This window comes from Arthrobacter sp. Y3224055 (assembly GCF_059090825.1).
Window position 1 is genome coordinate 312,941 of record NZ_JBNHGB010000002.1, and the last position, 25,672, is coordinate 338,612.

Consider the following 25,672-nt stretch of genomic DNA (forward strand, 5'->3'; position numbering starts at 1 on the left):
GAATCCTAGCCCGGGATATCCGCCGCCCGGTCATCGTCGCGCGGCTTTAGACATTCCGGCCATCGTGGGAGAATTGATACAGCCCTGATGGAGTGTGATGAGCAAGCAGCCTGACGAGAAGCCGGAAGTCCTGAGCATTACGGACGTCCCCGAAAGTCATACCGATGAGATGCACCGGCGCATGGTCCAGTACACGCTCGCCATGGGTATCCGGCTGGCATGTTTGCTGCTCTTTTTCTTCATCGACAGCTGGTTCCGCTGGTTCTTCGTGGGCGGCGCCGTTTTCCTGCCGTGGATCGCCGTGATCATCGCCAATGGCGGCAGCGACAAGTCGAACCTGCAGCACAGCACCGCCCTGCTGGACCAGGCGCCGCAGCCGGAGTTGGAGGCCCCCTCCGCTCGGGCGGGAGACGCAGGGGCCGACCCGGACGAAGTCCTCACCGGCGAACTTATCGACGACGCCGGGCAGGGACCGGACGACAGCCCCGGCCCGTCCTCCCCGCCCGCTCATCCCGCCTCCGACCGGTCGGAGCCGCAGGGCCCGGCCCCGACGGCGGCCGACGCACCCGCCGCAGCCGACGCTCCCGACCCAGGGGACGTTCCTGCGCCCGACGGCAGCCAGGCCGACGACCAGCCATCCGCGTTTCTCGGAAACCTGAGCCCCGTCACCAAGCGGCGCCGGCGGAAGGCGGCCGCGTGAACCTCCTGGACCAGCTCGGCGGCGGGCTGGCGGCCGACTCCCCCGTCTGCTCGCGCAAGGGCTGCCGTCAGGCCGCGCAGTGGCAACTGCTGTGGAACAACCCGAAAATCCATACCCCCGAGCGCCGCAAAATCTGGCTGGCGTGCGGCGGACACCGGGAGTGGCTGCAGGACTATCTCATCCAGCGCAGCCTCTGGCGCGAAACGCTCCCCTTGGAAGGTGCCTGAATGTCCTACCGATTCCTGCTCAGCGGCAAGTGGCTGGGCTGGCTGCTGATCGTTGCCCTGCTGGCCGCGGTGTGCGTGCTGCTGGGCAACTGGCAGATGGACCGCCGGGACCAGGCCCGCGACGTCATCGCAGCGGTGGAGAACAATTACGACGCCGATCCGGTGCCGTTCAGCGAGGTGCCGGACATCTTCGCCAGCGCCGATGACGCGGTGGAATGGACGCCGGTGGTCCTCGCCGGCGAGTACGACGACGCCGGGCAGCGGATCGTGCGCAACCGCCCGCTGAACGGCCGGCCTGGCTACGAGGTACTTGTCCCGCTGCGCCTCGAGGACGGCAGCGCCGTGGTGATCAACCGGGGCTGGCTCCCGATCGGCAACCACCAGGCCGGCCATCCGGACACCATTCCCGCCGCCCCGGAAGGCGACGTCACCGTCGTCGCGCGGGTCAAGCCAGGCGAAGGCCCGGTCAGCCGCGGTGCCCCGGACGGCCAGCTCGCGTCCATTAACCTGGACGCCTATGCGGCCGAGCTGGGGTACCCAGTGCATACGGGCAGCTACGGCCTGATGGCGGCGGAATCCCCCGCCGCGGCCGTACAGCCCGTGCAGATCCCCAAACCGGCCATCGACGAAGGACCGCACCTGTCGTACTCGATGCAGTGGTACGCCTTCGGTGTGCTCCTGTTTGTCGGCTACGGCTATGCCGCCCGCCAGCAGGCGCACCACAGCCGGTACGCGGAGGAAGAGGAGGCGCTGAGCGGATACCACCAGGCCAATCCGGCGCCGCGCGCCGCTGCCCCGAAACGCCGGAGCAAGCGGCCGACGGCCGAAGAAGAGGAAGACGCCCTGCTGGACGCCCAGGGGTTCCGCACCGACGGCACCCTGCTCAGCCGCGACGACTGAACTGCAGCGCCGTCTATAACCGAAATTGCACGGCGCTTAGACACCTCGCTCGTTCCTCGCTCGGCGATGCGCGCCTAGGCAATTTCGATTGCGACGGCGCTGTGCCCGGAATCAGGCCAGCGTCACCAGGTCCAGGTAGTCCTCATTCCAGAGGTCCTCGACGCCGTCCGGCAGCAACACGACGCGCTCCGGGTTCAGTGCCGCCACCGCCCCTTCGTCGTGGCTCACCATGACGACGGCGCCGCTGTAGTTGCGCAGTGCGCCCAGGATTTCCGCCCGGCTGGCGGGGTCCAGGTTGTTGGTCGGCTCATCCAGCAGCAGCACATTGGCCGACGACGCCACGATGGTGGCCAGGGCGAGCCGGGTCTTTTCGCCGCCGGAGAGCACGCCCGCGGGCTTGTTCACGTCGTCCCCGGAGAACAGGAAGGAACCGAGGATGTTCCGCACCTCCGCATCCTGCAGGTCGGGGGCGGCCGAGCGCATGTTCTCCAGCACGGTCCGGTCCACGTCCAAGGTTTCGTGTTCCTGGGCGTAGTAGCCGATCTTCAGTCCGTGGCCGGGCAGCACATCGCCGGTGTCGGGGGTGTCCACCCCGGCCAGCATACGCAGCAGCGTGGTCTTGCCGGCGCCGTTCAGGCCCAAAATCACCACGCGGGAGCCGCGGTCGATGGCCAGGTCCACATCCGTGAAGATCTCCAACGAGCCGTAAGACTTGCTCAGGCCTTCGGCGGTGAGCGGAGTCTTGCCGCACGGTGCGGGATCGGGGAAGCGCAACGCCGCCACCTTGTCCTGTGCGCGCACCTCGTCCAGGCCGCTGAGCAGGCGTTCGGCGCGCTTGGCCATGTTCTGGGCCGCCACCGCCTTGGTGGCCTTGGCGCGCATCTTGTTCGCCTGGTCCATGAGGACCTGGGCCTTCTTTTCGGCGTTGGCGCGCTCACGCTTGCGGGCCCGCTCGTCGGTCTCGCGCTGGGACAGGTAGCGCTTCCAGTTCATGTTGTAAATGTCGATGGTGGCGCGGTTGGCGTCCAAGTGGAACACCTTGTTGACGGTCGCTTCCAGCAGCCCGGTGTCGTGGCTGATCACGATCAGCCCGCCCTGGTGGTTCTTCAGGAACTCGCGCAGCCAGCTGATCGAGTCGGCGTCCAGGTGGTTGGTCGGCTCGTCGAGGAGCATGGTGTCAGCGCCGGAATACAGGATCCGCGCCAGCTCGACGCGGCGGCGCTGGCCGCCTGACAGCGTCCGCAGGGGCTGGTTCAGGATCCGCTCCGGCAGGGCCAGGTTGGAGGAGATGGCGGCCGCCTCGGCCTCGGCGGCGTAACCGCCGCCGGAGATGAACTCGGCCTCCAGCCGGTCGTAGCGGCGCATCGCCTTGGCCTGGACGTCGGCGTCGGTGCTGGCCATGTCCGACTGCGTTTCCCGCAGCTTGCGGGTCACCACGTCGAGGCCCCGCACCGAGAGGATCCGGTCGCGGGCCAGCTGTTCCATGTCGGGGGTGCGCGGGTCCTGGGGCAGGTATCCGATTTCACCGGTGCGCACAACGGTCCCGGCGGCAGGCATGCCTTCTCCGGCGAGGACGCGGGTCAGCGTGGTTTTGCCGGCGCCGTTGCGGCCCACCAGCCCGACCTTGTCGCCCTTGTCCACACGGAAGGACACCGCCTCCATGAGCAGACGGGCCCCGGCACGCAGCTCAAGATCGTTGACGGTAATCACAGTGGAAGCCTTTCGAAGGGGTGCGGGGGGATGCCCGGGCGCCGTCCAGACGGGACGGGCGGAAATCAACCTTTCCAGTCTACCGGCAACCCAAAGCCGTCCCCACCCCTCCGCCCCGCTCTGATCGGACGGTTATCCTTGGCGAATGAGTTTCTCCCGCGGCTCCCAGTTGGATACGTCACAGGTTCAGGACCGCCGCGGCGGCCTGGGCGGCAAGATCGCCATCGGCGGCGGCGGCCTCCTCGTCCTCATTGCCAGCCTCCTGGGCGTTTCGCCCGAAGTGCTGGAAGGCTTCGGCCTGGGCGCCGGCCAGGAACAGCAGCAGCCGGGTGGTTCGGCCCTGCAGGAAGAATGCCGCACCGGCGCCGACGCCAACGAGCGCACCGACTGCCGCATCGTGGGGACCGTCAACAGCCTCAACGATTTCTGGGCCGGCTATCTCCCCCGCTACAACATGCGGTACCCGGCCCCGCAGACCGTCCTGTTCGACGGCGGCGTCAGCACCGGCTGCGGCAGGGCCAGCAGCGCGGTGGGCCCTTTCTACTGTCCATCCGACCAGACCGCGTATTTCGACACCTCCTTCTTCACCGAACTGACCACCCGCTTCGGCGCCAGCGGCGGGCCGCTGGCCGAGGAATACGTGGTGGCGCACGAGTTCGGGCACCACATCCAGAACCTCACCGGTGCCATCGACTACGCCCGGCAGGATCCCCAGGGACCCGAATCCGGCGCAGTCCGGGTGGAACTGCAGGCGGACTGCTATGCCGGGGTGTGGGCCGGCAACGCCACCGAGCAGATCGACGAACGGACCGGGGAACCCTTCATGCAGCCGCTGACCCAGCGGGACCTGCAGGACGCCCTCTCCGCCGCGGCCGCCGTCGGCGACGACCGCATCCAGCAAGCCGCCGCGGGGCAGGTCAACCCCCACACCTGGACGCACGGCTCCAGCGAGCAGCGGCAGCGCTGGTTCCTGCACGGCTACCGGACCGGTGACGCCGGCCGGTGCGATACGTTCTCGGCCCCGGACCTCGACCGACCCGCCTGACGCAGGGGCGAAGGCTGCAGGTCCCGGACGCAGCCCGCGATGGCTACAGGTCCCGCGGATCCACGGGGTCCGCCTCCCGGGTGCCCGCGGCAAACGGCGGTGCACCCCCGGAGACCCCGGCCGGCGGGGTGCCCCCGGAGGTCCCGGCCCTGCCCTCGTCGGGATCCCCGGGCCCGAATCCCGGAAGATATCCGTCGGGCTCGCGGCCCATCGTCGTGTCCAGCAGCAGGAACACCATGCCCGCCCCCAGCCAGACCAGGATCAGGCCGATGCCCGTCATCAGCAGCTCCCCCGGCTCCGCCGTCCCGGGGCTGTACGGCAGCCAACCCGTCGCGGCACCCCTGATGCCCGTCCAGAGCAGCCAGAAACCCGGGAAGGCCAGGCCGACCGTCACGGCGCCGGCGCCGATGCGGGGCCGCGGACCAAAGATGAGCCAGCCGGTCACGACGACGACGGGCAGCACGTAATGCAGGAGCCGGTCCGCCATCACCCCGGCAGGGGTCAGCGCGGCGGTTTCGGGAAAGCCCCGGAACGGGGTGAACTGGGCCAGGAAGACCAGCAGCATGGCCGCCAGGGTGGCGGCCCGGGCTGCCCGCCAGAGCCGTCCCCCGGCCATGGTCGAATCCATCAGCAGCGTCAGGCTCACCACAAAGACGAGCAGCGCGGCCTGCACCCCCGGGGCGCTGGCGTAGTTCCACCAGGCATGCGCGGCGGCGGCGCCATAGCCGGGCGCCGCCGGCACGGCGGTGATGCCGACGGCGAGGCCCACGACGGCCAGCAGGGCGGTCAGGCCGTGGTAGGCGGCGGCGACGTGGACCTCGTCATAGCGTCCCCGCCGCCGCTTTGATACCGCACTCGACGCACTCATGACCCGATCCTAGCCCGCGGGACGGCGTCAAGACAGGAGCGGACCGGCCACCCGAAGGTGACCGGTCCGCCGTCGATTCGTCGAATCAGATATTGAAGCCGAGGGCGCGCATCTGGTCGCGGCCGTCGTCGGTGATCCGCTCCGGACCCCACGGCGGCATCCATACCCAGTTGAGGCGCCATTCGTCCACCACGCCGTCCAGCGCCTGGCCGGTCTGCTCCTCGAGGACATCGGTGAGCGGGCAGGCGGCGGTGGTCAGCGTCATGTCGATGAGCAGGGCACCGTCGTCGGCGTACTTCAGCCCGTACAGCAGGCCGAGGTCCACGATGTTGACGCCCAGCTCAGGGTCGATGACGTCCTTGAGCGCTTCCTCGACGTCCTCCAGGGACGTCTGCGGGGCTTTGGCTTCTGTCATGATCAGGCCTTCGCTGCTGTCAGGTAGCGGTCGTAGCCCTCTTCTTCGAGACGGTCGGCCAGTTCGGGGCCGCCCTCTTCGGCGATGTGGCCATCCACGAAGACGTGCACGAAGTCGGGCTTGATGTAGCGCAGGATGCGCGTGTAGTGGGTGATGAGCAGGGTGCCCATCGCGCCGCCGGCATGCACGCGGTTGTGGCCTTCGGAGACCACCTTGAGCGCATCCACGTCCAGACCGGAGTCGGTTTCGTCCATGATGGCGAACTTGGGCTTGAACAGTTCGAGCTGGAGGATCTCCACGCGCTTCTTCTCGCCGCCGGAGAAGCCCTCGTTCACGTTGCGCTGGGCGAAGTCGGCGTCGATGCGCAGCTGGCTCATCGCTTCCTTGACGTCCTTGGTCCAGGTACGCAGCTTCGGGGCCTCGCCGTCGAGAGCGGTCTTGGCGGTCCGCAGGAAGTTGGTCATGGTCACGCCGGGAACCTCGACCGGGTACTGCATGGCCAGGAACAGGCCGGCGCGGGCGCGCTCGTCAACGCTCATGGCCAGCACATCTTCGCCGTCCATGGTGATGGAGCCGGAGTCGACGTTGTAGCGCGGGTGTCCGGCGATGGTGGCCGCCAGGGTGGACTTGCCGGAACCGTTCGGGCCCATGATGGCGTGGATCTCGCCGGTGTTGATCGTCAGGGACACGCCCTTGAGGATCTGCTTGCTGCCCTGCTCGGTGTCGATGCTGACGTGCAGGTCCTTGATTTCAAGAGTAGACATCTGTCTGCTTTCTCCTTTGCGCCCGGTGCGGGCGGGCGCCGTTCACGTGATTGAAGTTTTTAGTTAAGGTCCGGGGCAGGCGCCCCGTTGAGGACGTTCGTGACGTCCACGTAGACGCTGTCGCCGTCGAGCGCCAGCGCGAACACCGGGACGGGTTCGAACGCCGGCAGGCTCAGCGGCTCGCCGGTGCGCAAATCGAACTGGGAACCGTGGCCCCAGCATTCGATCGCGCAGCCTTCGACGTCGCCTTCGGAGAGGGAGACGTCCGCGTGCGAACAGGTGTCCCCGATGGCGTGGAGTTCGCCCTCGGAGTCCCTGACGATGGCTACCGGGTAGTCATCGATCAGGATGCGCACTGCCTGGTTGACCTGTATGTCGGAGGCCTGGCACACCAGTTCGCCGCGCGGCGTCCCGCTCATCAGAGGTTGCCCGCCTCGAGTTCCCGCTCGAGCGCCGCATTGAGGCGCTCTTCGAGGGCGGGCACCCGGATCTGCTGAATGACCTCGTTGAGGAACCCGCGGACCACCAGGCGGCGGGCGACGTCCTGCGGGATGCCGCGCGCCATCAGGTAGAACAGGTGCTCGTCGTCGAAGCGGCCGGTGGTGCTGGCGTGGCCGGCGCCTTCGATCAGGCCGGTCTCGATTTCGAGGTTCGGCACCGAGTCGGCGCGCGCGCCGTCGGTCAGCACCAGGTTCCGGTTTGCCTCGTAGCTGTCGGTGCCCTCGGCTTCCTTGCGGATCAGCACGTCGCCCACCCAGACGGTGTGCGCGTTCTTGCCCTGCAGGGCGCCCTTGTACAGCACCCGCGACTTGCAGTTCGGCACCGCGTGGTCCACGAACAGGCGGTGCTCTAGGTGCTGTCCGGCGTCGGCGAAGTAGAGGCCGTACATTTCCACATCGCCGCCGGTGGCGGTGAACCGGGTGGACGGCGTGACGCGGACGAGGTCGCCGCCCAGGCTGACGGTCACGTGCTTGAACTTCGCGTCGCGGCCCACGCGGGCCTGCTGCGAGGAGGCGTGAACGGCGTCGTCGGCCCATTCCTGCACCGAGACGACGGTGAGGTCGGCGCCGTCCTGCACGTCGATCTCCACGTTCTGCGAGACCGTGGCGCTGCCCTTGTGGTCCAGCACGACGACGGCCTTGGAGAACTTTTCGGCCACGATGACCAGGTGCTGCGCGGACAGCTCGGTGCTGTTGCCTTCCACCACCACGGCGACGCCGGAGTCCAGCTGGGCCTCGGCCGGGATGGTCACCACTGTCGCTTCGCGGAAGGCCTCCCAGGCGGCGGCGGAGACGCGGTCCTCGGGGATGCCGGCGACGCCGATGCGGGCATCGGCGCGGCCGACGGTCTCGACCAGGACGCCGGCCGGCAGCTCGGCGCCTTCGGGGCCGGTGACGGTGACGGCCGGGGCGGTACCGGTCAGCGCGTCGCTCTGCAGGCCGCGCAGGCGCTTGAGCGGCGTGAACCGCCAGTCTTCTTCGCGTCCGGTGAGCGGGCCGAAGTCTTCCGCCTTGTACGAGGTCAGGCGGCCGGCGCGGGAGCTGTCGGGAACACCGACGCCGCCTCCGTGGCTGTGGCTTTTGGCGCTGTCGCCTGCCAGCGGGCCTGCGGCAGCGTTGGCCGGGGAGAGATTTTCGCCTTCCTCCGTGAATCCGTCGATGGCCGGAGCACCGATGCGTGCCTTCTCAGTGATCTCAGTCATTAACCTACGGATCCTTCCATCTGCAGTTCAATCAAGCGGTTCAGCTCGAGGGCGTATTCCATCGGCAGCTCGCGGGCGATCGGTTCGATGAAACCGCGCACGATCATGGCCATTGCTTCGTCTTCGGCCAGGCCGCGCGTCATCAGGTAGAACAGCTGCTCTTCGCTGACCCGGGACACGGTCGCCTCGTGGCCCATGGTGACGTCGTCCTCGCGGACGTCGATGTACGGGTACGTGTCCGAGCGCGAGATGGTATCCACCAGCAGGGCGTCGCAGACCACGCTGTTCTTGGTGTTCTTCGCGCCCTCGCGCACCTGGACCAGGCCGCGGTAGGCCGAGCGGCCGCCGCCGCGCGCCACGGACTTGGCCACGATCGCGCTGGACGTGTTCGGCGCAATGTGGACCATCTTCGAGCCGGTGTCCTGGTGCTGGCCCGCACCGGCGAAGGCGATGGACAGCGTTTCGCCCTTGGCGTGCTCACCGGTGAGGTAGACCGCCGGGTACTTCATGGTGACCTTGGAGCCGATGTTGCCGTCGACCCACTCCATGGTGGCGCCCTCGTGGGCGATGGCCCGCTTGGTCACCAGGTTGTACACGTTGTTCGACCAGTTCTGAATCGTCGTGTACCGGACGCGCGCGCCCTTCTTCACGATGATCTCGACGACGGCGGAGTGCAGCGAGTCCGAGCTGTAGATCGGCGCCGTGCAGCCCTCGATGTAATGCACGTAGGAGTCTTCGTCGGCGATGATCAGCGTGCGCTCGAACTGGCCCATGTTCTCGGTGTTGATCCGGAAGTAGGCCTGCAGCGGGATATCGACGTGGACGCCCTTGGGGACGTAGACGAAGGAGCCGCCGGACCAGACGGCGGTGTTCAGCGAGGCGAATTTGTTGTCGCCCACCGGGATGACCGAGCCGAAGTACTCCTGGAAGATCTCCGGGTGTTCCTTGAGGCCGGTGTCGGTGTCCAGGAAGATGACGCCCTGGGCTTCCAGGTCTTCGCGCAGCTGGTGGTAGACGACCTCGGACTCGTACTGGGCCGCGACGCCGGAAACCAGGCGCTCACGCTCGGCCTCGGGGATGCCCAGCTTTTCGTAGGTGACCCGGATGTCCTCGGGCAGGTCCTCCCACGTCTTGGCCTGCTTCTCCGTGGACCGGACAAAGTACTTGATGTTGTCGAAGTCGATGCCGGACAGGTCGGCGCCCCAGGTGGGCATCGGCTTGCGGTCGAAGTACTTCAGGCCCTTCAAACGCAGGTCCAGCATCCACTGCGGCTCGCCCTTCTTGGCGGAGATGTCGCGGACCACTTCTTCATTCAGACCGCGGCGGGCGTTGGCGCCGGCGGTGTCGGCGTCGGCCCAGCCGTATTCGTAGGTCCCGATGCCATGCAGCTCGGGGTTCTTTTCCAGGATTTCGGAAATGGTGGTGTCGGCTACATCGGTCGTCCCGACCGCGTTCCTCATGCTCTGATCCACTTGGTCCGTCATCACGGCCTCTCTTGCAGATTGATGGATACTCGTCTCGTGCCTGTCGCCGGTTCGACGGGTCGAACCGCAGACCTTGTTCGACCCACCGGGATGTGGGTCGTACACACATGTCCCCCGCTGGCCAGCGTGGACAGTCGCCTGACGTCCACCCCGAGCAGCCGGGAGAAAACTTCGGTTTCGCTGTCGCAGAAGTCCGGGAAATCTGCTGCCAGCTGCTGTACCGGGCAGTGCCCCTGGCACAGCTGAACGGCCAGCATGGTGCTGTGCGGCGCCTGGGTTCCCACCACGTTGGTGGACCCGACGAAGCCGTCGGCGCTCAGCGCCTCCGCCAGCGCCTTGGCCCGCTCTTCAATTCCGGGCCCTGCCGCCTCCACCACGGGGCGGTAGCGTTCTTCCATGTCCCGGTAGCGGTTCCGCGCGAACTCGGCGACCGCCTCGCGGCCGGCGGCCTCGCCCAGGGCCGCCAATGCGGTTCGCGCAATATCCAGGTAGTCGTTGCCGAGGCGCGTCTGGCCCTGCCGGCTCAGCACGTACTTGCGGGCCGGGCGACCGGCACCGGTGGCCGAATTCGCGGTGAGCTTGACCTCGATCAGGCCCTTGCGGGACAGGGCATCCAGATGGCGCCGCACGGCCGCGGGGGTAAAGCCCAGTATCTCGCCGAGCCCGGCGGCACTGACGGGTCCGTGTTCCAAAACGGCATTCAACACCCGGTCCCGGGTCCGCTCCTCGGACTCCGGTGCCTGGGCACGCAAAGAAGCACTACTGGTCATGGAATACACAACACAATCATGACGTATTCTATTCCGCGCTACCAGTAAGGCAGGCCTTAGCGGAGCGTGCTCTGCGTCGACCGCTCTACGTCCCGTAGAATGTTCGGGTGCCTACCTCCGAACCCTGCCTGGATATCCAGGGACTCGTGAAAGATCTGGGACCGGTGGAGGCCCTGGACAACAAGATGATCCGCGTGATCGACGGGGTCCACCTGCGCGCCTACCCCGGGCAGGTCACTGCCTTGCTCGGGCCCAACGGCGCGGGCAAGACCACCACCTTAGCCTGCGCGCAGGGCCTCATGCGTCCCAACGGCGGCACCGTTCGGCTGCTCGGCCAGGATCCCTACCAGGCGGGAGCGGAGCTGCGCAGCCGGGTGGGCGTCATGCTGCAGGAAGGCGGCCTGCCGCAGGCCATCCGGCCGCTGGCCCTGCTCCAGCATGTTGCCGGGATGTACCGGGACCCCCGCAGCGTGGACGAGCTGGCGGAGCGGCTGGGCATCAACGGCTTCGCCAACACACCCATCCGCAGGCTCTCCGGCGGCCAGAAGCAGCGGGTCACGCTGGCCGCCGCCCTGGTCGGCGATCCGGAGGTCCTCTTCCTGGACGAACCGAGCGCGGGCCTGGATCCGCAGTCCCGGGCCGTAGTGTTCGACCTGATCCAGGAACTGCGGGCCGAGGGGCTGGGCATCATCCTCACCACGCACCTCATGGACGACGCGCAGCGGCTGGCCGACTACGTCTTCATCATCGATGCCGGCAGGACCGTGGTGCACGGCACGGTGGCCGAACTCACGGCGGCCACGGACGAGAGCGCCGGCGTCGAACGCTTGCTGACGTTCGATGCCGCCCCGGGCCTGTCCTTCACCCTGCCCGAGCCGTTCTTCGCCGTCGAGAACGTTCCCGGCCGCTACATGGTGGCCGGCCACATAACCCCCGCGCTGCTGGCCGCCCTGGCGGCGGAGTGGGCGGCGCACAATGTCATGCCGGCGTCCATCCACATGGCACCGCGCTCACTGGAAGATGTCTTCCTCGATATTTCCGGGAAGGACCTGCGATGAGCGCGCCCGCCGCCTTGATCCGCCGGATCGCCCTGCAGGGCCGCTACGAGACGTTGGGCATGCTGCGCAACGGCGAGCAGCTGCTGATCGCCATCATCCTGCCGCTCCTGGCGCTCGTCGGCCTGACCGTCACGCCGCTGCTGGACACCTTCACGGACGACAGGATCGCCATGGCCGCCCCGGGCGTCCTCGCCTTGTGCACGGTATCCACGGCCCTGACCGGCCAGGGAATCGCCACCGGCTTCGACCGCCGCTACGGGGTCCTCCGCTTCCTGTCCACCACGCCGTTGGGACAGAGCGGCCTGATCCTGGGAAAGATCCTCGCCGTGCTTGCCATCATGGTCATCCAGGTGGTGGTGGTGGGCGGGACAGCCCTCGTCTTCCTCGGATGGGAGCCCGCGCTCGGCGGCCTCCTGCCGGCGGCCGCCCAATTGGTGCTCGGTGCCGCGGCTTTCACCTCGCTGGGCCTCCTGATCGCCGGTACCGTCCGGCCGGAAGCCACGTTGGCGATCACCAACCTGCTGTGGGTGCTGTTGGCGGCGGCCGGGGGTATCCTCTTTCCGGTGGCCAGTTGGCCCGACGTTTTCGAGCCGGCCGCCCATGTGCTGCCCTCGACGGCCTTGGGCGACGCCCTGCGCAGCGCCCTGATCGACGCGCAGTTCAATCTCACCGCCTCAATCGTGCTGCTGGCCTGGACCGTAGTGGCCAGCCTTGCCGCCATCCGCTGGTTCAAATGGAGCTAAGTCAATGACCACCGCCACCCCGAAGTCCCGCGACCTCAAGGATCGGCTGCCCGTCTCGGTCACCCGGACCGTGCACGGGCTGGCCATCGCCTCGCTGGTATCGCAGATGGGCATCATCATCACCGGCGGCGCCGTGCGGCTGACCCAGTCCGGCCTGGGCTGCTCCGAGTGGCCCAACTGCGTGCCCGGTTCGATGACGCCGACGCCGGAGATGGGCATCCACGGGCTGATCGAATTCGGCAACCGCACGCTGACGTTCATCCTGGTCCTTATCGCCGTGGCCATGCTCGTGTCGCTGTGGCGGATGCGCCGTTCGCACCGCACCCTGTTCGGCCTGGCGGTGGCCCTGCTGTGCGTCATTCCGGTGCAGGCCCTGATCGGCGGCATCACCGTGTGGACCGACCTTAACCCGTGGGTGGTGAGCCTGCACTTCCTGGCCTCGGCGGCACTCGTGGCCGTCGCCACGCTGCTGGTGAACCGCACCGGCATGTACCTGCGCGGCCGCTCCGCCGTGGCCGTCGCTCCGGTCCCGCGCATCCAGGCAACCCTGGGCTGGACCATCGCCGCTACCTCCGCTGCCTCCATCGTGCTGGGCACGATCGTGACCGGCACCGGCCCGCATGCCGGCGACGCCAGTGCCCCGCGGCACGACTTCAGCGCCGACCTGGTCACGCGGATCCACGTGGTGCCGGTCTACCTGCTGGTCGCGGCCATAGTGCTGGCGCTGGTGCTCGCCTACCGCCGCGCCACCTCCCCGCAACTGCGCACCGCCCTTTGGTGGCTGGCCGCCGTGGTCGTGCTGCAAGGCGGCATCGGTTACCTCCAGCACTTCACCGGCCTGCCCGTCGGCCTCGTGCTGCTGCACATGCTCGGGTCCGCCCTGCTGACCGTCGCGGCCACGAACGTCTGGGACCGTTCGACGGGCAAGTTCCCGCTCTAGTACGCCGGTCGACGGGCAAGTTACCGCCCTAATCCGCCCGGTTCGGCGGGGCCGGCGCTATTGTCCTGCCGGCGCCCGGTCAGCCGGGCGGAACGCCTCGATATCCTCGAGGAGCCGCGCGAGTTCGCGCCGGCTGCTCCCGGGCAATGGGTGCAGCGGCAGCCGCGGATCGCCCGCATCGATCCCGGCGGCCCTGGCCAGCGAATAGAGATTGCTGAGCGGGCGCAGCGACCCGAAATAGGCCATGAGCGGAGCCAACGCGGCCCGTGCCGCGGCGGCGGTTTCCTCATCTCCGGCCACCACGGCGTCGCGCAACACCCGGTAATGTGCAGGCAACACGGCAATCGGCCCGCCATGCCACGCGTCGGCCGCGAAGCCGGCGTCGGCGATCAGCGCGTCGCCGCTCATGCCGTGGCTGAAGTCGCCGGCCCCGACCGGCAGCAGGCGGCGGAGTTCTTCATATCGGCCGCGGAATACTTCGGCGGAGGGTGCCGATTCTTTCACGGCCACGATGTTGGGTTCCGCGGCCAGCTCGGCCACGAGCTCCAGGCTGAAGCTGAACTGCGTGGTGCGGGGATTGCTGTACAGGCAAACGGGGAGGCCGGACCGGCGGGCAGCCGCGACACACTGGGCCGCCACTTCCTCGTCCGTCAGGGGATAGTAGGACACCGTGGAGACCAGGAGGCCGTCGGCGCCGGCTGCGTTGGCGTCGTCGATGTTCTGCAGGAGTTCACGGGTGCCCACCGCGCTCACGCCGACGCAGACCGGCAGCCCGGGCCGGACCGCCCTAACCGCCTCCACCGCCGCCGTGACGACATCCCGTCGTTCCGCCCGGTCCAGATACGCGAAATTGCCCGAACTGCCCAGCACCGTGATCGCGTCGACGGGCGCCTCGCTCACGGCCGCGATATGGCGGATCAGCTCCGGGAGGTTGACGCCGCCGTCGTGATGGAAGGGGGTCACCGGATAGGCGATCAGGCCGCGGAAGGGATTCATGCCGCAATCTTAGGGCAGCGGGGCCGCCCCGCAGGCCCGGCACGTGCAGCAGGGCCCCCTGCGGCACCGCCGGTAGGCAGCAGGACGGCGTCGGGCGGGTTGCGCCTAGCCGAAGACGGGACCGCCGATAAAGGGATCCAGGGCCAGGGCCAGGAACAGCACCGTGAGGTAGCTGATGGAGCCATGGAACACGCGCATGGCGCTCTTGTTCGTGACGGCGGTGCTTTCGGTTCCGCGCTTGGTCAGCGCGTAGAGCCGGTGCGATTCGTAGACGAACCAGGAACCGCTGAGCAGGGCCACGATGGTGTAGACCCAGCCGGCGCCGCCGACCGGAGCCAGCAGCAGCGAGCAGACCAGGGTGGCCCAGGCATAGAGGACAACCTGCACGGAGACCTGCCGTGCGCTGGCGATCGCGCCGAGCATCGGCACGTTGGCCGCGTTGTAGTCGTCGCTGTATTTCATGGACAGCGGCCAGTAGTGCGGAGGCGTCCACAGGAAGATGACCATGAACAGGATCACCGCCGGCCACGCCACCGTGTTGGTCACCGCGGCCCAGGCGATGAGCACGGGGAAACACCCGGCGGCGCCGCCCCAGACGATGTTCTGCGAGGTGCGGCGCTTGAGGATCAGCGTGTAGATCACGACGTAGAAGAAGATCGCGCCGACGCCCAGCATGCCGGCCAGCGGATTAGCCCCGAACCAGAGGAGCGCCACGGCCACCACGGCGAGCACCCAGGAGAACACCAGCGCCTCGCGCGGAGTCAGTTCCCCGGTCACGAGCGGGCGGTTCTCGGTCCGGTGCATGAGCTTGTCCATGTCCCGGTCGATGTAGCAGTTAAAGGACCCGGCCGCGCCGGCGGCGAGGGCACCGCCGACCATCGTGGCAGCCATCAGCCAGAGGTCGGGGAAACCGCCCTGGGCGAAGATCATGGTGGGCAGGGTGGTCACCAGCAGAAGTTCCATCACGCGGGGCTTCGTGAGCGACAGGTAGGCCTTGGCCTTGCGCGAGAAGCCGGGCTTGGCCGGAACGGCCAACGCCTGGTCCGGAACGGTCTGGATATTCAAGGAAAAACCACTCAGTTCTGCTGGAGTTCGTCTGACACACGAAAGCGCCCAGCCGTTAAGGACGGGCCAAGGTGCACCTACATCATACTCCTTCTATGTCTCGTAGAAACCGGTTTCCTGCCCGTGGAAACCGGTGTCGCCTGCCCTCGCCGAAACCCGCGCGGGCCGGGGGCGGCCGCTGGCGTCAAACAGTGACCGCTGTGACTGCTGGCACTGCACCACGTCCTGCGCATTGCAGACGCAACGGATAGAGTGGGGAAGGAGCGCCAATCCGCGGTTATGGGCGCAACAAGCTTGAGGCAGCAACAACGGCGAATGGCCCAATCGGTCCGCGGCCACGGCTGTTTTCCGGCCCGTCGGCTGCCGCCTAGACGTAGATCAGAAAGGGGCCCACCCGGTGCCACACATGGAAGATGAGGAATTGTCCTGGACATCGCTGGACCAGCGGGCGGTGGACACGGTGCGTGTCCTCGCTGCGGATGCAGTCGAGAAGGTCGGCAACGGCCACCCCGGCACCGCCATGAGCCTGGCCCCGGCCGCGTACCTGATCTTCCAGAAGTTCATGCGCCACGACCCCACCGATCCGCACTGGGTGGGCCGCGACCGGTTCGTCCTCTCCCCCGGCCACACCTCGCTGACGCTGTACATCCAGCTGTTCCTCTCCGGCTACGGCCTGGAACTGGAGGACCTGAAGGCGCTGCGGACCTGGGGATCGCTCACGCCGGGCCACCCGGAGTACAAGCACACCCCGGGTGTCGAGATCACCACCGGCCCGCTGGGCCAGGGGCTCGCCTCCGCCGTCGGCTTCGCCTATGCGCAGCGCCGCACGCGCGGCTTGTACGACGCCGATGCTGCCGCCGGCGAGAGCCCGTTCGACCACACGGTCTGGGTGATCGCGTCCGACGGCGACCTGCAGGAGGGCGTCACGTCGGAGGCCTCCTCCCTGGCCGGCCATCAGGAGCTGGGCAACCTGGTGGTGCTCTACGACGACAACAAGATCTCGATCGAAGACGACACCGACATCGCCTTCAGCGAAGACGTGCTCAAGCGGTACGAGGCGTACGGCTGGCACACCCAGCGGGTCGACTGGACCGAGACCGGCGAATACGTCGAAGACGTCCCGGCCCTGTTCGAGGCCTTGAAGGCTGCGAAGGCCGAGACGTCCCGGCCCTCGATCATCTCGCTGCGTACCATCATCGGCTGGCCCGCCCCCAAGAAGCAGAACACCGGCAAGATCCACGGCTCCGCCCTGGGTGCCGAGGAGGTCGCCGCCGTCAAGGAGGTGCTCGGCTTCGATCCGGAGCAGCATTTCGCGGTCGAGCCGGAGGTCCTGGATCACGCCCGGCAGGTGGCCGTCCGCGGCAAGCAGGCCCGCGCGGACTGGGAGTCCGGCTACCAGGCCTGGCGCGAGGCCAACCCGGAGAACGCCGCACTGCTGGACCGTGTGCAGGCGTCCGAGTTGCCGGAAGGCTGGGAGGCGGCGCTGCCCGAGTTCCCGGCCGGCAAGGACGTCTCGACCCGGGCCGCCTCCGGCAAGGTGCTCAACGCCATCGGCCCGGTGCTGCCGGAGCTGTGGGGCGGTTCGGCGGACCTGGCCGAGTCCAACAACACCACGATCGAAGGCTCCCCGTCGTTCGTTCCCGAGTCACGGCAGACCGATATGTGGTCCGGCGGGCCGTACGGCAGGGTGCTGCACTTCGGCATCCGCGAACATGCGGCCGCTTCCATCGTGAACGGCATTGTGCTCAGCTCCAACACCCGCGCCTTCTCGGGCACGTTCCTGATCTTCAGCGACTACCAGCGGCCGGCCATCCGGCTGGGCGCCCTGATGGGCGTTCCCTCCATCTATGTGTGGACGCACGATTCCATCGGGCTGGGTGAAGACGGACCGACCCACCAGCCGGTGGAGCAGCTGGCAAGCCTGCGTGCCATTCCGGGCCTCGACGTCGTCCGCCCGGCCGATGCCAACGAGGTGGCGCAGGCCTGGAAGGCCGTGCTGGAGAACCACAGCAACCCGGCCGGCATCGTGCTCACCCGGCAAAACCTGCCCGTCTACGAGCGCGGCGAGAACGGCTTCGCCTCCGCCGAGAACGTGGCAAAGGGCGCCTACGTGTTGGCCGAGGCGCAGTCCGGCGGCACGGACACGACGCCGCAGGTGATCCTGCTCGCCACCGGTTCCGAGGTGCAGCTGGCCGTCCAGGCCCGCGAAACGCTGCAGGCCGACGGCATCGCCACCCGCGTGGTCTCCGTCCCCTGCCTCGAGTGGTTCAACCGGCAGGACCCCGCCTACCGCGAGTCCGTACTCCCGGCCGGCATCAAGGCCCGCGTGTCGGTTGAAGCCGGCATCGCGCAGTGCTGGGACGGCCTGGTCGGCGACGCCGGCCGCAGCGTGTCCCTGGAGCACTACGGCGCCTCCGCCGACTACAAGACCCTGTTCCGCGAATTCGGACTCACGGCCGAGGCTGTTGTCGAGGCCGCCCGCGACTCGCTCTCCCAGACCACCGATTCCTAAGGAGGACGCAATGTCCAACCCGAATACCCAGGCACTCTCCGACGCGGGCGTTTCCATCTGGCTCGACGACCTTTCGCGGGAGCGGATCAACTCCGGGACCCTGAAGGCCCTGATCGACGAACGGAACGTGGTGGGCGTCACCACCAACCCCTCCATCTTCGCCGCCGCCCTGCAGGACGGCCGCAGCTACGAAGCGCAGGTCCAGCAACTGGCCGCCGACGGCGCGGACGTGGATACGGCGGTCTTCGCCATCACCACGTCCGACGTGGCCGAGGCCTGCGACCTGTTCTCCCCGCTCGCCGCCGATACGGAGGGCGTGGACGGCCGCGTGTCGATTGAGGTGGATCCGCGGCTGGCCCGTGACGCGCACGGCACGGCCGCCGAGGCGCAGCATCTGCACAAGGCCGTGGGCCGCACCAATGCCTTCATCAAGATCCCGGCCACCAGCGAAGGCCTGGAGGCCATCACCGAGACCCTCGCGCTCGGCATCAGCGTCAACGTGACGCTGATCTTCTCGCTGCAGCGCTACCGCGAAGTGATCAACGCCTTCATGCTGGGCTTGGAGCAGGCCAAGGAAAACGGCAAGGACCTGTCGACCATCCACTCGGTGGCTTCGTTCTTCGTCTCCCGCGTCGATACCGAGATCGACAAGCGCCTGGACGCCGCCGGGTCCGCGGAGGCGGCCGCGTTGAAGGGCAAGGCCGGCGTCGCCAACGCCCGCCTGGCGTACCAGATCTACGAGGAGCAGTTCGCGACCGAACGCTGGCAGGTGCTGGCCGCTGCCGGCGGCCGGCCGCAGCGGCCGCTGTGGGCCTCCACCGGCGTGAAGAACCCGGACTACCCGGACACCCTGTACGTCACCGAACTGGTGGCCCCGAACGTGGTCAACACCATGCCGGAGCCGACGCTGGAAGCCCTCGCCGACCACGGGAAGGTCGAGGGAGACCAGGTCACCGGCACCTACGCGGAAGCGAACAAGGTGCTCGACGACATCGCGCAGGCCGGAATTTCCTATAACGAGGTGGTGGAACTGCTCGAGGAGGAGGGCCTGGAGAAGTTCGTGGCCAGCTGGCAGCAGTTGCGGGAGACCGTCCAGAACGCCCTCGACTCGGTGCACGGAGCCCGGCAGTCATGAGTTCGCTGGCTTTCGAAGCGTCGGGAGCCGCACTGGCCGCCGTCCGCCGTCATATCGGCACCCTGGTGGAGGACCGCGTCGCGTCCCGCATCGCGACGCAGGACAACACCCTGTGGGGCCCGGAGGCAGAAGCCGAGGCGGCCGTCCGCCTCGGCTGGGTCGATGCAGCGGCGCTGTCCCGGCCGCTGGTTCCGGAGATCCTGGAGCTGCGCAAGGAGCTTGCGGCCGAGGGCGTGACGCGCTTTGTGCTGGCCGGGATGGGCGGCTCCTCGCTGGCGCCCGAAGTGATCGCCAATACCGCCGGCGTGGAGCTCACCGTGCTCGACAGCACGGATCCCCAGCAGGTGGGTGCCGCGCTGGCCGAACGGCTGGCCGACAGCGCCATCATCGTGTCCTCCAAGTCCGGTTCCACGCTGGAAACCGATTCCCAGCGCCGTGTCTTCGAGCAGGCTTTCGCCGACGCCGGGCTGGACGCCGCCTCGCGCATCATCGTGGTCACCGATCCCGGCTCCCCGCTGGATGAGGCGGCGCGGGAAGCCGGGTACCGTGCGGTGTTCAACGCCGACCCCAACGTCGGCGGACGGTACTCCGCGCTGACCGCGTTCGGGCTGGTCCCTGCCGGACTGGCCGGCGTGGACATCGAGAGGCTGCTCGACGACGCCGAAGAGGCCGCCGAGGTGCTCTCCGAGGATTCCGCCGACAACATGGCCCTGGCCCTGGGCGCCGCGCTGGCCGGCACGGAGCCGCTGCGCAACAAGGTAGCCATCGCCGACGACGGTTCCGGAATCGTCGGCTTCGCGGACTGGGCCGAGCAGTTGATCGCCGAGTCCACCGGCAAGCTGGGAACCGGACTGCTGCCGGTGGTGGTCAACGCCGGCGACCCGGAGACCGTCTCGGGAGCCAAGGATGTGCTGGTGGTCCGGCTGGTCTCCCCCGATCACGAGGTGACGGTCGGAGCCGACGAGGTTGCCGTCGGCGGGAGCCTGGGCAGCCAACTGCTGCTGTGGGAATACGCCACGGCGGTGGCCGGCCGCCTGCTGGGCATCAACCCCTTCGACCAGCCGGACGTCGAGGCGGCGAAGGCCGCGGCACGCGGACTGCTGGACGAACGCCCGGCCGCGGCGCTGCCCGACTTCACCGACGGCTCCGTCCAGGTGCGCGGCAGCGGCCTGGCCATGGGTGCGTCGCTGGACGACGCGCTGCGCGGCCTGCTGAGCCAGCTGGGGCCGGACGGCTACGTGAGCGTGCAGGCCTACCTTGACCGCTTCGGCCAGGCCGAGTTGGAACGCATCCGGCCCCTGCTGGCCGAGGCGACCGGACGGCCCGTCACCTTCGGCTGGGGCCCGCGGTTCCTGCACTCCACCGGGCAGTTCCACAAGGGCGGGCCGGGCATCGGGGTCTACCTGCAGCTGACCGGCGAGGCCGCGACGGACATCCCCATTCCGGGACGCGAGTTCAGCTTCGGCGAACTGATCGATGCCCAGGCCGCCGGCGACGCCAACGTGCTGCGGGAGGGCGGCCGCCCCGTCCTGCGCCTGCATTTGGCCGACCGGGCCGCCGGTGTGCGCCAGGTGATGGACGCGGTGTCCCGACTGGGTGGAAAGCAGTAATGGCCCCTTCCGAACGACGGCGGCGTCAGGTCAACCCGCTCCGGGACCCGCGCGACCGCCGGCTCGACCGCATTGCCGGCCCCTGTTCCCTGGTGCTGTTCGGGGTCACCGGAGACCTTGCCCGCAAGAAGCTCATGCCGGCGGTGTACGACCTGGCCAACCGCGGGCTGCTGCCGCCGAGCTTCGCGCTGGTCGGTTTTGCCCGCAGGCCGTGGGACGACGACGAGTTCGCGGCCCAGGTGAAGGAATCCGTGCAGCGGCATGCCCGCACCCCGTTCCGCGAGGACATCTGGACGCACCTGGCGGCGGGCATCCGGTTCGTCCAGGGCGCGTTCGACGACGAGGATGCCTTTGAGCAGCTCCGCGGCACCCTGGAAGAGCTGGACGAGCAGCGCGGGACGCAGGGCAACCACGCGTTCTACCTCTCGATTCCGCCCAAGGCCTTCGAGCAGGTGTGCAAGATGCTCTCCTCTCACGGCCTGGCGCAGGCACCGGAGGAAGTTGACGGCATGCCCTGGCGGCGGGTTGTCATTGAGAAGCCCTTCGGGCATGACCTTCAGTCCGCACGCGAACTGAACAACATCGTCGAATCGGTCTTCCCGCCGGACGCGGTGTTCAGGATCGACCACTATCTGGGCAAGGAGACGGTCCAGAACATCCTGGCCCTGCGCTTCGCCAACCAGCTGTTCGAGCCGCTCTGGAACGCGAACTACGTGGACCACGTGCAGATCACCATGGCGGAAGACATCGGCATCGGCGGCCGCGCAGGCTATTACGACGGCGTCGGGGCGGCGCGCGACGTCATCCAGAACCACCTGCTGCAGTTGCTCGCCCTGACCGCCATGGAGGAACCCATTTCCTTCAACGCCGAGGACCTGCGGACGGAAAAGGAAAAGGTGCTGGCCGCCGTCAAGCTCCCCGAGGACCTGTCGGCCCATTCGGCACGCGGCCAGTACACCGGCGGGTGGCAGGGCGGAGAAAGAGTGGCCGGCTACCTGGAGGAAGAAGGCTTCAACCCGGACTCGGTCACCGAGACCTATGCCGCGCTGCGGCTGGACATCCACACCCGGCGCTGGGCCGGTGTGCCGTTCTACCTGCGTGCCGGCAAGCGCCTGGGCCGCCGGGTCACGGAGATTGCGGTGGTGTTCAAACGCGCGCCGAACCTGCTGTTCCCCAACCACCACGAGGACGACTTCGGCCAGAACGCGGTAGTGATCCGTGTCCAGCCCGACGAGGGCGTCACCATGCGCTTCGGGTCCAAGGTGCCCGGCACGCAAATGGAGGTCCGGGACGTCACCATGGACTTCGGCTACGGGCACGCGTTCACCGAGTCCAGTCCCGAGGCCTACGAACGGCTGATCCTGGACGTACTGCTCGGCGAGCCGCCGCTGTTCCCCCGCCACCAGGAAGTCGAGCTGTCCTGGAAGATCCTGGACCCGTTCGAGGAGTACTGGGCCACCAGCCGTACCCGGCCGGAACCCTACTCCCCCGGCAGCTGGGGACCGGCGTCGGCCGATGAGCTGCTGGCCCGCGACGGACGCACTTGGAGAAGGCCGTGATCAAAGAGCTCAAGGACACCACCACATCGAAGGTCTCCAAGGAAATCGTGGCCATGCGGGAACAAGGCGGCGTTGTGGCCCTGGGGCGCGTGCTGACCCTGGTGGTCGTGACCTCGCTCGGGTACGAAGAAGAGGCCATCTTCGCCGCCAACGCCGCGAGCCGGGAACATCCCTGCCGGATCATCGCCCTGGTCGACGCCGGGTCGGAGGCGGAGACCAAGCTGGATGCCCAGATCCGGGTCGGCGGCGACGCCGGAGCGGCCGAGGTGGTGGTGCTGTACGGCTACGGCCAGCTGGCAGCCGAGAGCGAGTCCCTCGTGGCCGCGCTGCTGCTGCCCGACGCCCCGATCGTCGCCTGGTGGCCGCACGGCATGCCGAAGGATGCTTCGCGCACGTCGATTGGCCGGATTGCGCACCGCCGCATCACGGATTCAGACAAGGAGCCGGACCCGCAGCAGGCGCTGTTCAGCCTGCGCGAGACTTATACCGCCGGCGACACGGACCTGGCCTGGACGCGGCTGACCAGTTGGCGCGTGCAGCTGGCCGCCGTCTTTGACCAGCTGGAACCTGCCCCGGTCACCTCGGTTGCCGTGGAGGGCGCCTCGGACTCCCCCAGCACCGTCCTCTTGGCGGCGTGGCTGACGCTGGCACTGAACGCGCCGGTGACCATCGTGGAGGACACGGCGGGGACCGGCATCAGGGGCGTGCGCATTTCACGGACGACCGGCGACATCCGGATCCTGCGTCCCGGCCCGTCCGTGGCCGAACTGATCATGCCCGGCCTGCCGGTGCAGCGTATTACGCTGCCGCGCCGCCCGCTGGAGGAATGCCTGGCCGAGGAACTGCGCCGGCTGGACCCGGACGAAGTGTTCGGCGAGGTGCTGATACACGGATTGCCCCGAACCAATTTGAGGAGCGTGCGCCGCAGTGACCGCTGAACCACACGTCATCGTCCACCCCGACACCGCCGCCGTCGCCGGCTCGGTGGCCCGGAGGCTGGTGGAGCGCCTGGCGGCGGCCCAAGCCGCCCGCGGCGACGCCACGGTGGTGCTCACCGGCGGCAGCCTGGGCATCAACACCTTGAAGGCGGTAGCCGCCGTCGATACCCCCGCCGGCTTCGATTGGTCCAAGGTGAACATCTGGTGGGGCGACGAGCGGTTCGTCCCCAAGGACAGCCGCGACCGCAACGAACGGCAGGCACGCGAAGCGCTGCTGGACGCGCTCCCCCTGGACCCGGCCCGGGTGCACCCCTTCGGGGCCGCCGGAGAACACGCCGACCCCCACGCGGCCGCCGTGGCCTATTCCGCGGCGCTGCGCCAGGCCGCGGCCGAGGAGGGCACCAGCGGCCCGGTGCCGAGGTTCGACGTGCTGCTGCTGGGCGTCGGGCCGGATGCGCACATCGCCTCGTTGTTCCCCGAGATGGGCGGCATCCGCGAGGAAGAGCGGTCCGTGATCGGCGAGACCGATGCGCCGAAACCACCTCCGGAGCGCGTGTCCCTGACGCTCCCGACGATCAACTCCGCGGACGAGGTCTGGCTGGTGGTGGGCGGCCAGGACAAGGCCGGCGCCGTGGGACTCGCCCTCGCCGGCGCCAACCCGGTGCAGGTTCCCGCCGCCGGTGCCCGCGGGCGCAAACGCACCGTGTGGCTGCTGGACCGGGACGCCGCGTCCAAGCTGCCCGACGCACTGCTGTCCGCGGCCGAGAGAGGCGACGGCTGACAGCAGTTGCTCCGGGCGGCGGCCGGGCCGGCGGGTTCGACCGCTAGCGCGCCTCCCGACGCCGGCGCCGCAACTTCTCGAGCGCCTGTTCCACCACGGCCTCCGCCTCGTCAGGGCTGCGCCGTTCCTTCGCGTATTCCAGATGGCTCTTGTAGGGCTCGTCGCTGCTGCGGGCGTCGGTGACGTACGCGCCCGGTTCCCTGGCCGCCGTCTGGCCGCAGTGCGGGCAGTCCCAGGACGGCGGGATGTCGGCTTCGCTCAGATTGGCGAAGACCGGAGTGGTCTCGTGTCCCTTCGGACACCAATACGTGACGGGAACCTTGGTCACCGGAACTACCGTCCGCCCGGTCACGGCCTGCCAGCCTGCGAGCCCGGCACCCGATTCGGAGCCCACCCGGACCGCGCGGAAAGAATTCGACGGATCAACCATGTTTGCTCCCCCGCTGAGAAGAATCGATGCCCCCTGCATCGGGCACCAGTCTACGGGTCGAACAGCGAAGGGTTAAGGGGTTGGGCCAAGTCGTCGGCCCGCCGGTCCCGGACAGCGGAGCCGGGCCCCGGAAGCGTCGGTCAGGATTCCGCGCTGAAACGCATCATGAGGCCCAGGGCCACGATGACCGTGCCCCAGACCAGCCCCAGGACCACCGTGAACCGGTTGAGGTTGCGCTCCGCGACGCCGGACGATCCCAGGCTGGTGGTCATGCCGCCGCCGAACATGTCGGACATGCCGCCGCCGCGCCCCTTGTGGAGCAGGATGAGCAGGGTCAGCAGCAGGCTCGTGATGCCGAGCAGGATTTGCAGCGTGATCTTCAGAGCTTCCACAGTGGCCTTTCGTCAGCTGTCGGGATATCCCAGTGGCGGGCAGACATCACTTTGTCAGCAGGTGTTGTTCGAACCTGACAATATTAGCAAATTCGCCTGCATCCAGGCTGGCGCCACCGACCAACACGCCGTCCACGTCGCGCTCGTTCAGGATCGCGGCCGCGTTCGCCGCCTTCACGGAGCCGCCGTAGAGCAACCGCACCCCCGCCGCCACGCTGTCATCGAAGAGGACGGCCATCTCCGCGCGGATGGCGGCGCACATCTCCTGGGCGTCCTCCGGACCGGCCACTTCCCCGGTGCCGATCGCCCACACCGGTTCGTAGGCGATGACCAACCGGGCGGCCTGACCGGCGTCCAGGCCTGCCACATCCGCCCGCAACTGACCCAGCGTGTGCTCCACATGGTTCCCGGCCTGGCGCACCGCGAGGCCTTCCCCGACGCACAGCACCGGGGTCAGCTTGTGCCGGTAGGCCGCCTTCAGCTTCCCGTTCAGCAACGTGTCGTCCTCGCCGTGGATCTCGCGCCGCTCGGAATGCCCGACCAGCACGTACCGGCAGCCCAGCTTGGCCAGGAACTGCCCGGAGATGTCACCGGTGTAGGCGCCGGCATCGTGCGGCGAGAGGTCCTGGGCGCCGTAAACCAGCTTCAGGTCGTCGCCATTGACCAGCGTCTGCACGCCGCGCAGATCGGTGAACGGCGGGAACACGGCGACCTCGACCCGGGCATAGTCGTGCCGGGCATCGCTGAGCGTCCACGCCAGTTTCTGCAAGAGGGTGATGCCCTGGACATGGTCCATGTTCATCTTCCAGTTGCCGGCGATCAGCGGGGTGCGGTCGAACTTTCCGTTGGTCGAGCTGGTCACTGAGGTCTCCATCTGTCGGGGGCGCCGCGGTGGACGCCGTGCTGAGCGGTGTGGCGGGGCAATCCG

26 protein-coding genes are annotated in these 25,672 nt (G+C 68.4%); 13 read left to right on the forward strand and 13 right to left on the reverse strand.

Annotation, left to right across the window (positions count from 1 at the left end; genetic code table 11):
- The first annotated feature begins 97 nt into the window (after nt 1-97).
- From AC5RTY_RS06765 to AC5RTY_RS06775, 3 genes are read left to right on the forward strand one after another with little or no spacing between them, the layout of a single operon-like run.
- Nucleotides 98-700 carry a DUF3099 domain-containing protein gene (locus AC5RTY_RS06765; RefSeq protein ID WP_494049981.1) on the forward strand — a complete coding sequence of 201 codons (603 nt, stop codon included), beginning with the start codon at nt 98-100 and terminating at the stop codon, nt 698-700.
- Nucleotides 697-927 carry a hypothetical protein gene (locus tag AC5RTY_RS06770; RefSeq protein ID WP_493999662.1) on the forward strand — a complete coding sequence of 77 codons (231 nt, stop codon included), beginning with the start codon at nt 697-699 and terminating at the stop codon, nt 925-927. Before AC5RTY_RS06765 ends, AC5RTY_RS06770 begins: the two co-directional genes overlap by 4 nt.
- The gene (locus tag AC5RTY_RS06775; protein ID WP_494049982.1) at nt 928-1,827 is read left to right on the forward strand and encodes an SURF1 family cytochrome oxidase biogenesis protein; all 900 of its coding nucleotides are present in this window, start codon (nt 928-930) and stop codon (nt 1,825-1,827) included.
- A gap of 111 nt (nt 1,828-1,938) precedes the next feature.
- On the opposite strand, the gene abc-f is transcribed toward AC5RTY_RS06775, so the two are convergent.
- On the reverse strand, nt 1,939-3,537 hold the full coding sequence (abc-f, locus tag AC5RTY_RS06780; RefSeq protein ID WP_493999660.1) for a ribosomal protection-like ABC-F family protein: 1,599 nt from the start codon (nt 3,535-3,537) through the stop codon (nt 1,939-1,941).
- 145 nt (nt 3,538-3,682) lie between these two features.
- Between abc-f and ypfJ the strand changes: the two genes are divergently transcribed.
- Nucleotides 3,683-4,582 carry a KPN_02809 family neutral zinc metallopeptidase gene (gene ypfJ, locus AC5RTY_RS06785; protein WP_494049983.1) on the forward strand — a complete coding sequence of 300 codons (900 nt, stop codon included), beginning with the start codon at nt 3,683-3,685 and terminating at the stop codon, nt 4,580-4,582.
- A 43-nt stretch (nt 4,583-4,625) separates the two neighbouring features.
- Here ypfJ and AC5RTY_RS06790 read toward each other — a convergent pair whose 3' ends face one another.
- The 7 genes from AC5RTY_RS06790 to AC5RTY_RS06820 all read right to left on the reverse strand — a co-directional run bounded on the left by AC5RTY_RS06790 (nt 4,626) and on the right by AC5RTY_RS06820 (nt 10,585).
- Nucleotides 4,626-5,450 (reverse strand): Pr6Pr family membrane protein, encoded by an 825-nt coding sequence (locus tag AC5RTY_RS06790; RefSeq protein WP_494049984.1) that lies wholly within the window; start codon nt 5,448-5,450, stop codon nt 4,626-4,628.
- An 85-nt stretch (nt 5,451-5,535) separates the two neighbouring features.
- Nucleotides 5,536-5,865: a metal-sulfur cluster assembly factor gene (locus tag AC5RTY_RS06795; protein WP_493978517.1), complete on the reverse strand. Its 330-nt coding sequence runs from the start codon at nt 5,863-5,865 to the stop codon at nt 5,536-5,538.
- A 2-nt stretch (nt 5,866-5,867) separates the two neighbouring features.
- Entirely contained in the window at nt 5,868-6,629 is a 762-nt protein-coding gene (gene sufC, locus AC5RTY_RS06800; protein ID WP_493999656.1) for a Fe-S cluster assembly ATPase SufC, read from the reverse strand.
- 59 nt (nt 6,630-6,688) lie between these two features.
- Nucleotides 6,689-7,048: a non-heme iron oxygenase ferredoxin subunit gene (locus AC5RTY_RS06805; RefSeq protein WP_493999655.1), complete on the reverse strand. Its 360-nt coding sequence runs from the start codon at nt 7,046-7,048 to the stop codon at nt 6,689-6,691.
- Nucleotides 7,048-8,331 carry a Fe-S cluster assembly protein SufD gene (gene sufD / locus AC5RTY_RS06810; RefSeq protein WP_494013932.1) on the reverse strand — a complete coding sequence of 428 codons (1,284 nt, stop codon included), beginning with the start codon at nt 8,329-8,331 and terminating at the stop codon, nt 7,048-7,050. Before sufD ends, AC5RTY_RS06805 begins: the two co-directional genes overlap by 1 nt.
- Entirely contained in the window at nt 8,331-9,815 is a 1,485-nt protein-coding gene (gene sufB, locus AC5RTY_RS06815) for a Fe-S cluster assembly protein SufB (protein ID WP_493999653.1), read from the reverse strand. Before sufB ends, sufD begins: the two co-directional genes overlap by 1 nt.
- The gene (locus AC5RTY_RS06820; RefSeq protein WP_493999652.1) at nt 9,815-10,585 is read right to left on the reverse strand and encodes a helix-turn-helix transcriptional regulator; all 771 of its coding nucleotides are present in this window, start codon (nt 10,583-10,585) and stop codon (nt 9,815-9,817) included. The genes sufB and AC5RTY_RS06820 overlap by 1 nt, the downstream gene beginning before the upstream one ends.
- 107 nt (nt 10,586-10,692) lie before the next feature.
- Here AC5RTY_RS06820 and AC5RTY_RS06825 point away from each other — a divergent pair, with 107 nt between their 5' ends.
- Genes AC5RTY_RS06825 through AC5RTY_RS06835 form a run of 3 tightly spaced genes read left to right on the forward strand, consistent with a single transcriptional unit; the run spans nt 10,693 to nt 13,326 of the window.
- Entirely contained in the window at nt 10,693-11,643 is a 951-nt protein-coding gene (locus AC5RTY_RS06825) for an ABC transporter ATP-binding protein (RefSeq protein WP_494139266.1), read from the forward strand.
- Complete coding sequence (locus AC5RTY_RS06830; RefSeq protein ID WP_494139267.1) at nt 11,640-12,386, forward strand: ABC transporter permease; 747 nt, start codon at nt 11,640-11,642, stop codon at nt 12,384-12,386. The genes AC5RTY_RS06825 and AC5RTY_RS06830 overlap by 4 nt, the downstream gene beginning before the upstream one ends.
- A gap of 4 nt (nt 12,387-12,390) precedes the next feature.
- Nucleotides 12,391-13,326, forward strand: a complete 936-nt coding sequence (locus AC5RTY_RS06835) for a COX15/CtaA family protein (protein WP_494139268.1) — start codon at nt 12,391-12,393, stop codon at nt 13,324-13,326.
- Nucleotides 13,327-13,383: 57 nt separating this feature from the next.
- Here AC5RTY_RS06835 and AC5RTY_RS06840 read toward each other — a convergent pair whose 3' ends face one another.
- Together AC5RTY_RS06840 and AC5RTY_RS06845 are read right to left on the reverse strand one after the other, a co-directional pair.
- Entirely contained in the window at nt 13,384-14,322 is a 939-nt protein-coding gene (locus tag AC5RTY_RS06840; protein ID WP_494139269.1) for a dihydrodipicolinate synthase family protein, read from the reverse strand.
- A gap of 105 nt (nt 14,323-14,427) precedes the next feature.
- Nucleotides 14,428-15,387: a heme o synthase gene (locus AC5RTY_RS06845; protein WP_493978526.1), complete on the reverse strand. Its 960-nt coding sequence runs from the start codon at nt 15,385-15,387 to the stop codon at nt 14,428-14,430.
- Nucleotides 15,388-15,793: 406 nt separating this feature from the next.
- Here AC5RTY_RS06845 and tkt point away from each other — a divergent pair, with 406 nt between their 5' ends.
- The 6 genes from tkt to pgl are packed head-to-tail and all read left to right on the forward strand — an operon-like array spanning nt 15,794 to nt 23,922.
- Nucleotides 15,794-17,899 carry a transketolase gene (gene tkt / locus AC5RTY_RS06850; protein WP_494139346.1) on the forward strand — a complete coding sequence of 702 codons (2,106 nt, stop codon included), beginning with the start codon at nt 15,794-15,796 and terminating at the stop codon, nt 17,897-17,899.
- A 10-nt stretch (nt 17,900-17,909) separates the two neighbouring features.
- Nucleotides 17,910-19,034: a transaldolase gene (gene tal / locus AC5RTY_RS06855; RefSeq protein ID WP_494139270.1), complete on the forward strand. Its 1,125-nt coding sequence runs from the start codon at nt 17,910-17,912 to the stop codon at nt 19,032-19,034.
- Nucleotides 19,031-20,644 carry a phosphoglucose isomerase-related protein gene (locus AC5RTY_RS06860; protein WP_493999644.1) on the forward strand — a complete coding sequence of 538 codons (1,614 nt, stop codon included), beginning with the start codon at nt 19,031-19,033 and terminating at the stop codon, nt 20,642-20,644. The genes tal and AC5RTY_RS06860 overlap by 4 nt, the downstream gene beginning before the upstream one ends.
- Nucleotides 20,644-22,203: a glucose-6-phosphate dehydrogenase gene (gene zwf, locus AC5RTY_RS06865; protein WP_494139271.1), complete on the forward strand. Its 1,560-nt coding sequence runs from the start codon at nt 20,644-20,646 to the stop codon at nt 22,201-22,203. Before AC5RTY_RS06860 ends, zwf begins: the two co-directional genes overlap by 1 nt.
- Before the next feature lie 53 nt (nt 22,204-22,256).
- Entirely contained in the window at nt 22,257-23,141 is an 885-nt protein-coding gene (locus tag AC5RTY_RS06870) for a glucose-6-phosphate dehydrogenase assembly protein OpcA (protein WP_494001252.1), read from the forward strand.
- Nucleotides 23,131-23,922: a 6-phosphogluconolactonase gene (gene pgl, locus AC5RTY_RS06875; RefSeq protein WP_494025879.1), complete on the forward strand. Its 792-nt coding sequence runs from the start codon at nt 23,131-23,133 to the stop codon at nt 23,920-23,922. Before AC5RTY_RS06870 ends, pgl begins: the two co-directional genes overlap by 11 nt.
- A gap of 43 nt (nt 23,923-23,965) precedes the next feature.
- Here the strand turns inward: pgl and AC5RTY_RS06880 are convergent, their stop codons facing one another.
- The 3 genes from AC5RTY_RS06880 to tpiA all read right to left on the reverse strand — a co-directional run bounded on the left by AC5RTY_RS06880 (nt 23,966) and on the right by tpiA (nt 25,606).
- Complete coding sequence (locus tag AC5RTY_RS06880) at nt 23,966-24,352, reverse strand: RNA polymerase-binding protein RbpA (protein WP_493999641.1); 387 nt, start codon at nt 24,350-24,352, stop codon at nt 23,966-23,968.
- A gap of 140 nt (nt 24,353-24,492) precedes the next feature.
- Nucleotides 24,493-24,744, reverse strand: a complete 252-nt coding sequence (secG, locus tag AC5RTY_RS06885; RefSeq protein WP_127515609.1) for a preprotein translocase subunit SecG — start codon at nt 24,742-24,744, stop codon at nt 24,493-24,495.
- Nucleotides 24,745-24,790: 46 nt separating this feature from the next.
- A complete protein-coding gene (gene tpiA / locus AC5RTY_RS06890) occupies nt 24,791-25,606 on the reverse strand; it encodes a triose-phosphate isomerase (RefSeq protein WP_493999640.1) in 816 nt (271 codons plus the stop codon).
- Nucleotides 25,607-25,672: the final 66 nt, after the last annotated feature.

Excerpts from the sequence above, each read along its gene's own strand:
- AC5RTY_RS06860 (WP_493999644.1), top strand. The coding sequence starts at position 19,031 with ATGAGTTCGCTGGCTTTCGAAGCGTCGGGAGCCGCACTGGCCGCCGTC.
- AC5RTY_RS06840 (WP_494139269.1), bottom strand. The coding sequence starts at position 14,322 with ATGAATCCCTTCCGCGGCCTGATCGCCTATCCGGTGACCCCCTTCCAT.
- AC5RTY_RS06790 (WP_494049984.1), bottom strand. The coding sequence starts at position 5,450 with ATGAGTGCGTCGAGTGCGGTATCAAAGCGGCGGCGGGGACGCTATGAC.
- AC5RTY_RS06820 (WP_493999652.1), bottom strand. The coding sequence starts at position 10,585 with ATGACCAGTAGTGCTTCTTTGCGTGCCCAGGCACCGGAGTCCGAGGAG.
- sufD (WP_494013932.1), bottom strand. The coding sequence starts at position 8,331 with ATGACTGAGATCACTGAGAAGGCACGCATCGGTGCTCCGGCCATCGAC.
- tkt (WP_494139346.1), top strand. The coding sequence starts at position 15,794 with ATGGAAGATGAGGAATTGTCCTGGACATCGCTGGACCAGCGGGCGGTG.
- ypfJ (WP_494049983.1), top strand. The coding sequence starts at position 3,683 with ATGAGTTTCTCCCGCGGCTCCCAGTTGGATACGTCACAGGTTCAGGAC.
- zwf (WP_494139271.1), top strand. The coding sequence starts at position 20,644 with ATGGCCCCTTCCGAACGACGGCGGCGTCAGGTCAACCCGCTCCGGGAC.
- AC5RTY_RS06870 (WP_494001252.1), top strand. The coding sequence starts at position 22,257 with ATGCGGGAACAAGGCGGCGTTGTGGCCCTGGGGCGCGTGCTGACCCTG.
- AC5RTY_RS06795 (WP_493978517.1), bottom strand. The coding sequence starts at position 5,865 with ATGACAGAAGCCAAAGCCCCGCAGACGTCCCTGGAGGACGTCGAGGAA.
- AC5RTY_RS06880 (WP_493999641.1), bottom strand. The coding sequence starts at position 24,352 with ATGGTTGATCCGTCGAATTCTTTCCGCGCGGTCCGGGTGGGCTCCGAA.
- AC5RTY_RS06775 (WP_494049982.1), top strand. The coding sequence starts at position 928 with ATGTCCTACCGATTCCTGCTCAGCGGCAAGTGGCTGGGCTGGCTGCTG.
- AC5RTY_RS06805 (WP_493999655.1), bottom strand. The coding sequence starts at position 7,048 with ATGAGCGGGACGCCGCGCGGCGAACTGGTGTGCCAGGCCTCCGACATA.
- sufC (WP_493999656.1), bottom strand. The coding sequence starts at position 6,629 with ATGTCTACTCTTGAAATCAAGGACCTGCACGTCAGCATCGACACCGAG.
- AC5RTY_RS06830 (WP_494139267.1), top strand. The coding sequence starts at position 11,640 with ATGAGCGCGCCCGCCGCCTTGATCCGCCGGATCGCCCTGCAGGGCCGC.
- tal (WP_494139270.1), top strand. The coding sequence starts at position 17,910 with ATGTCCAACCCGAATACCCAGGCACTCTCCGACGCGGGCGTTTCCATC.
- AC5RTY_RS06765 (WP_494049981.1), top strand. The coding sequence starts at position 98 with ATGAGCAAGCAGCCTGACGAGAAGCCGGAAGTCCTGAGCATTACGGAC.
- AC5RTY_RS06835 (WP_494139268.1), top strand. The coding sequence starts at position 12,391 with ATGACCACCGCCACCCCGAAGTCCCGCGACCTCAAGGATCGGCTGCCC.
- sufB (WP_493999653.1), bottom strand. The coding sequence starts at position 9,815 with ATGACGGACCAAGTGGATCAGAGCATGAGGAACGCGGTCGGGACGACC.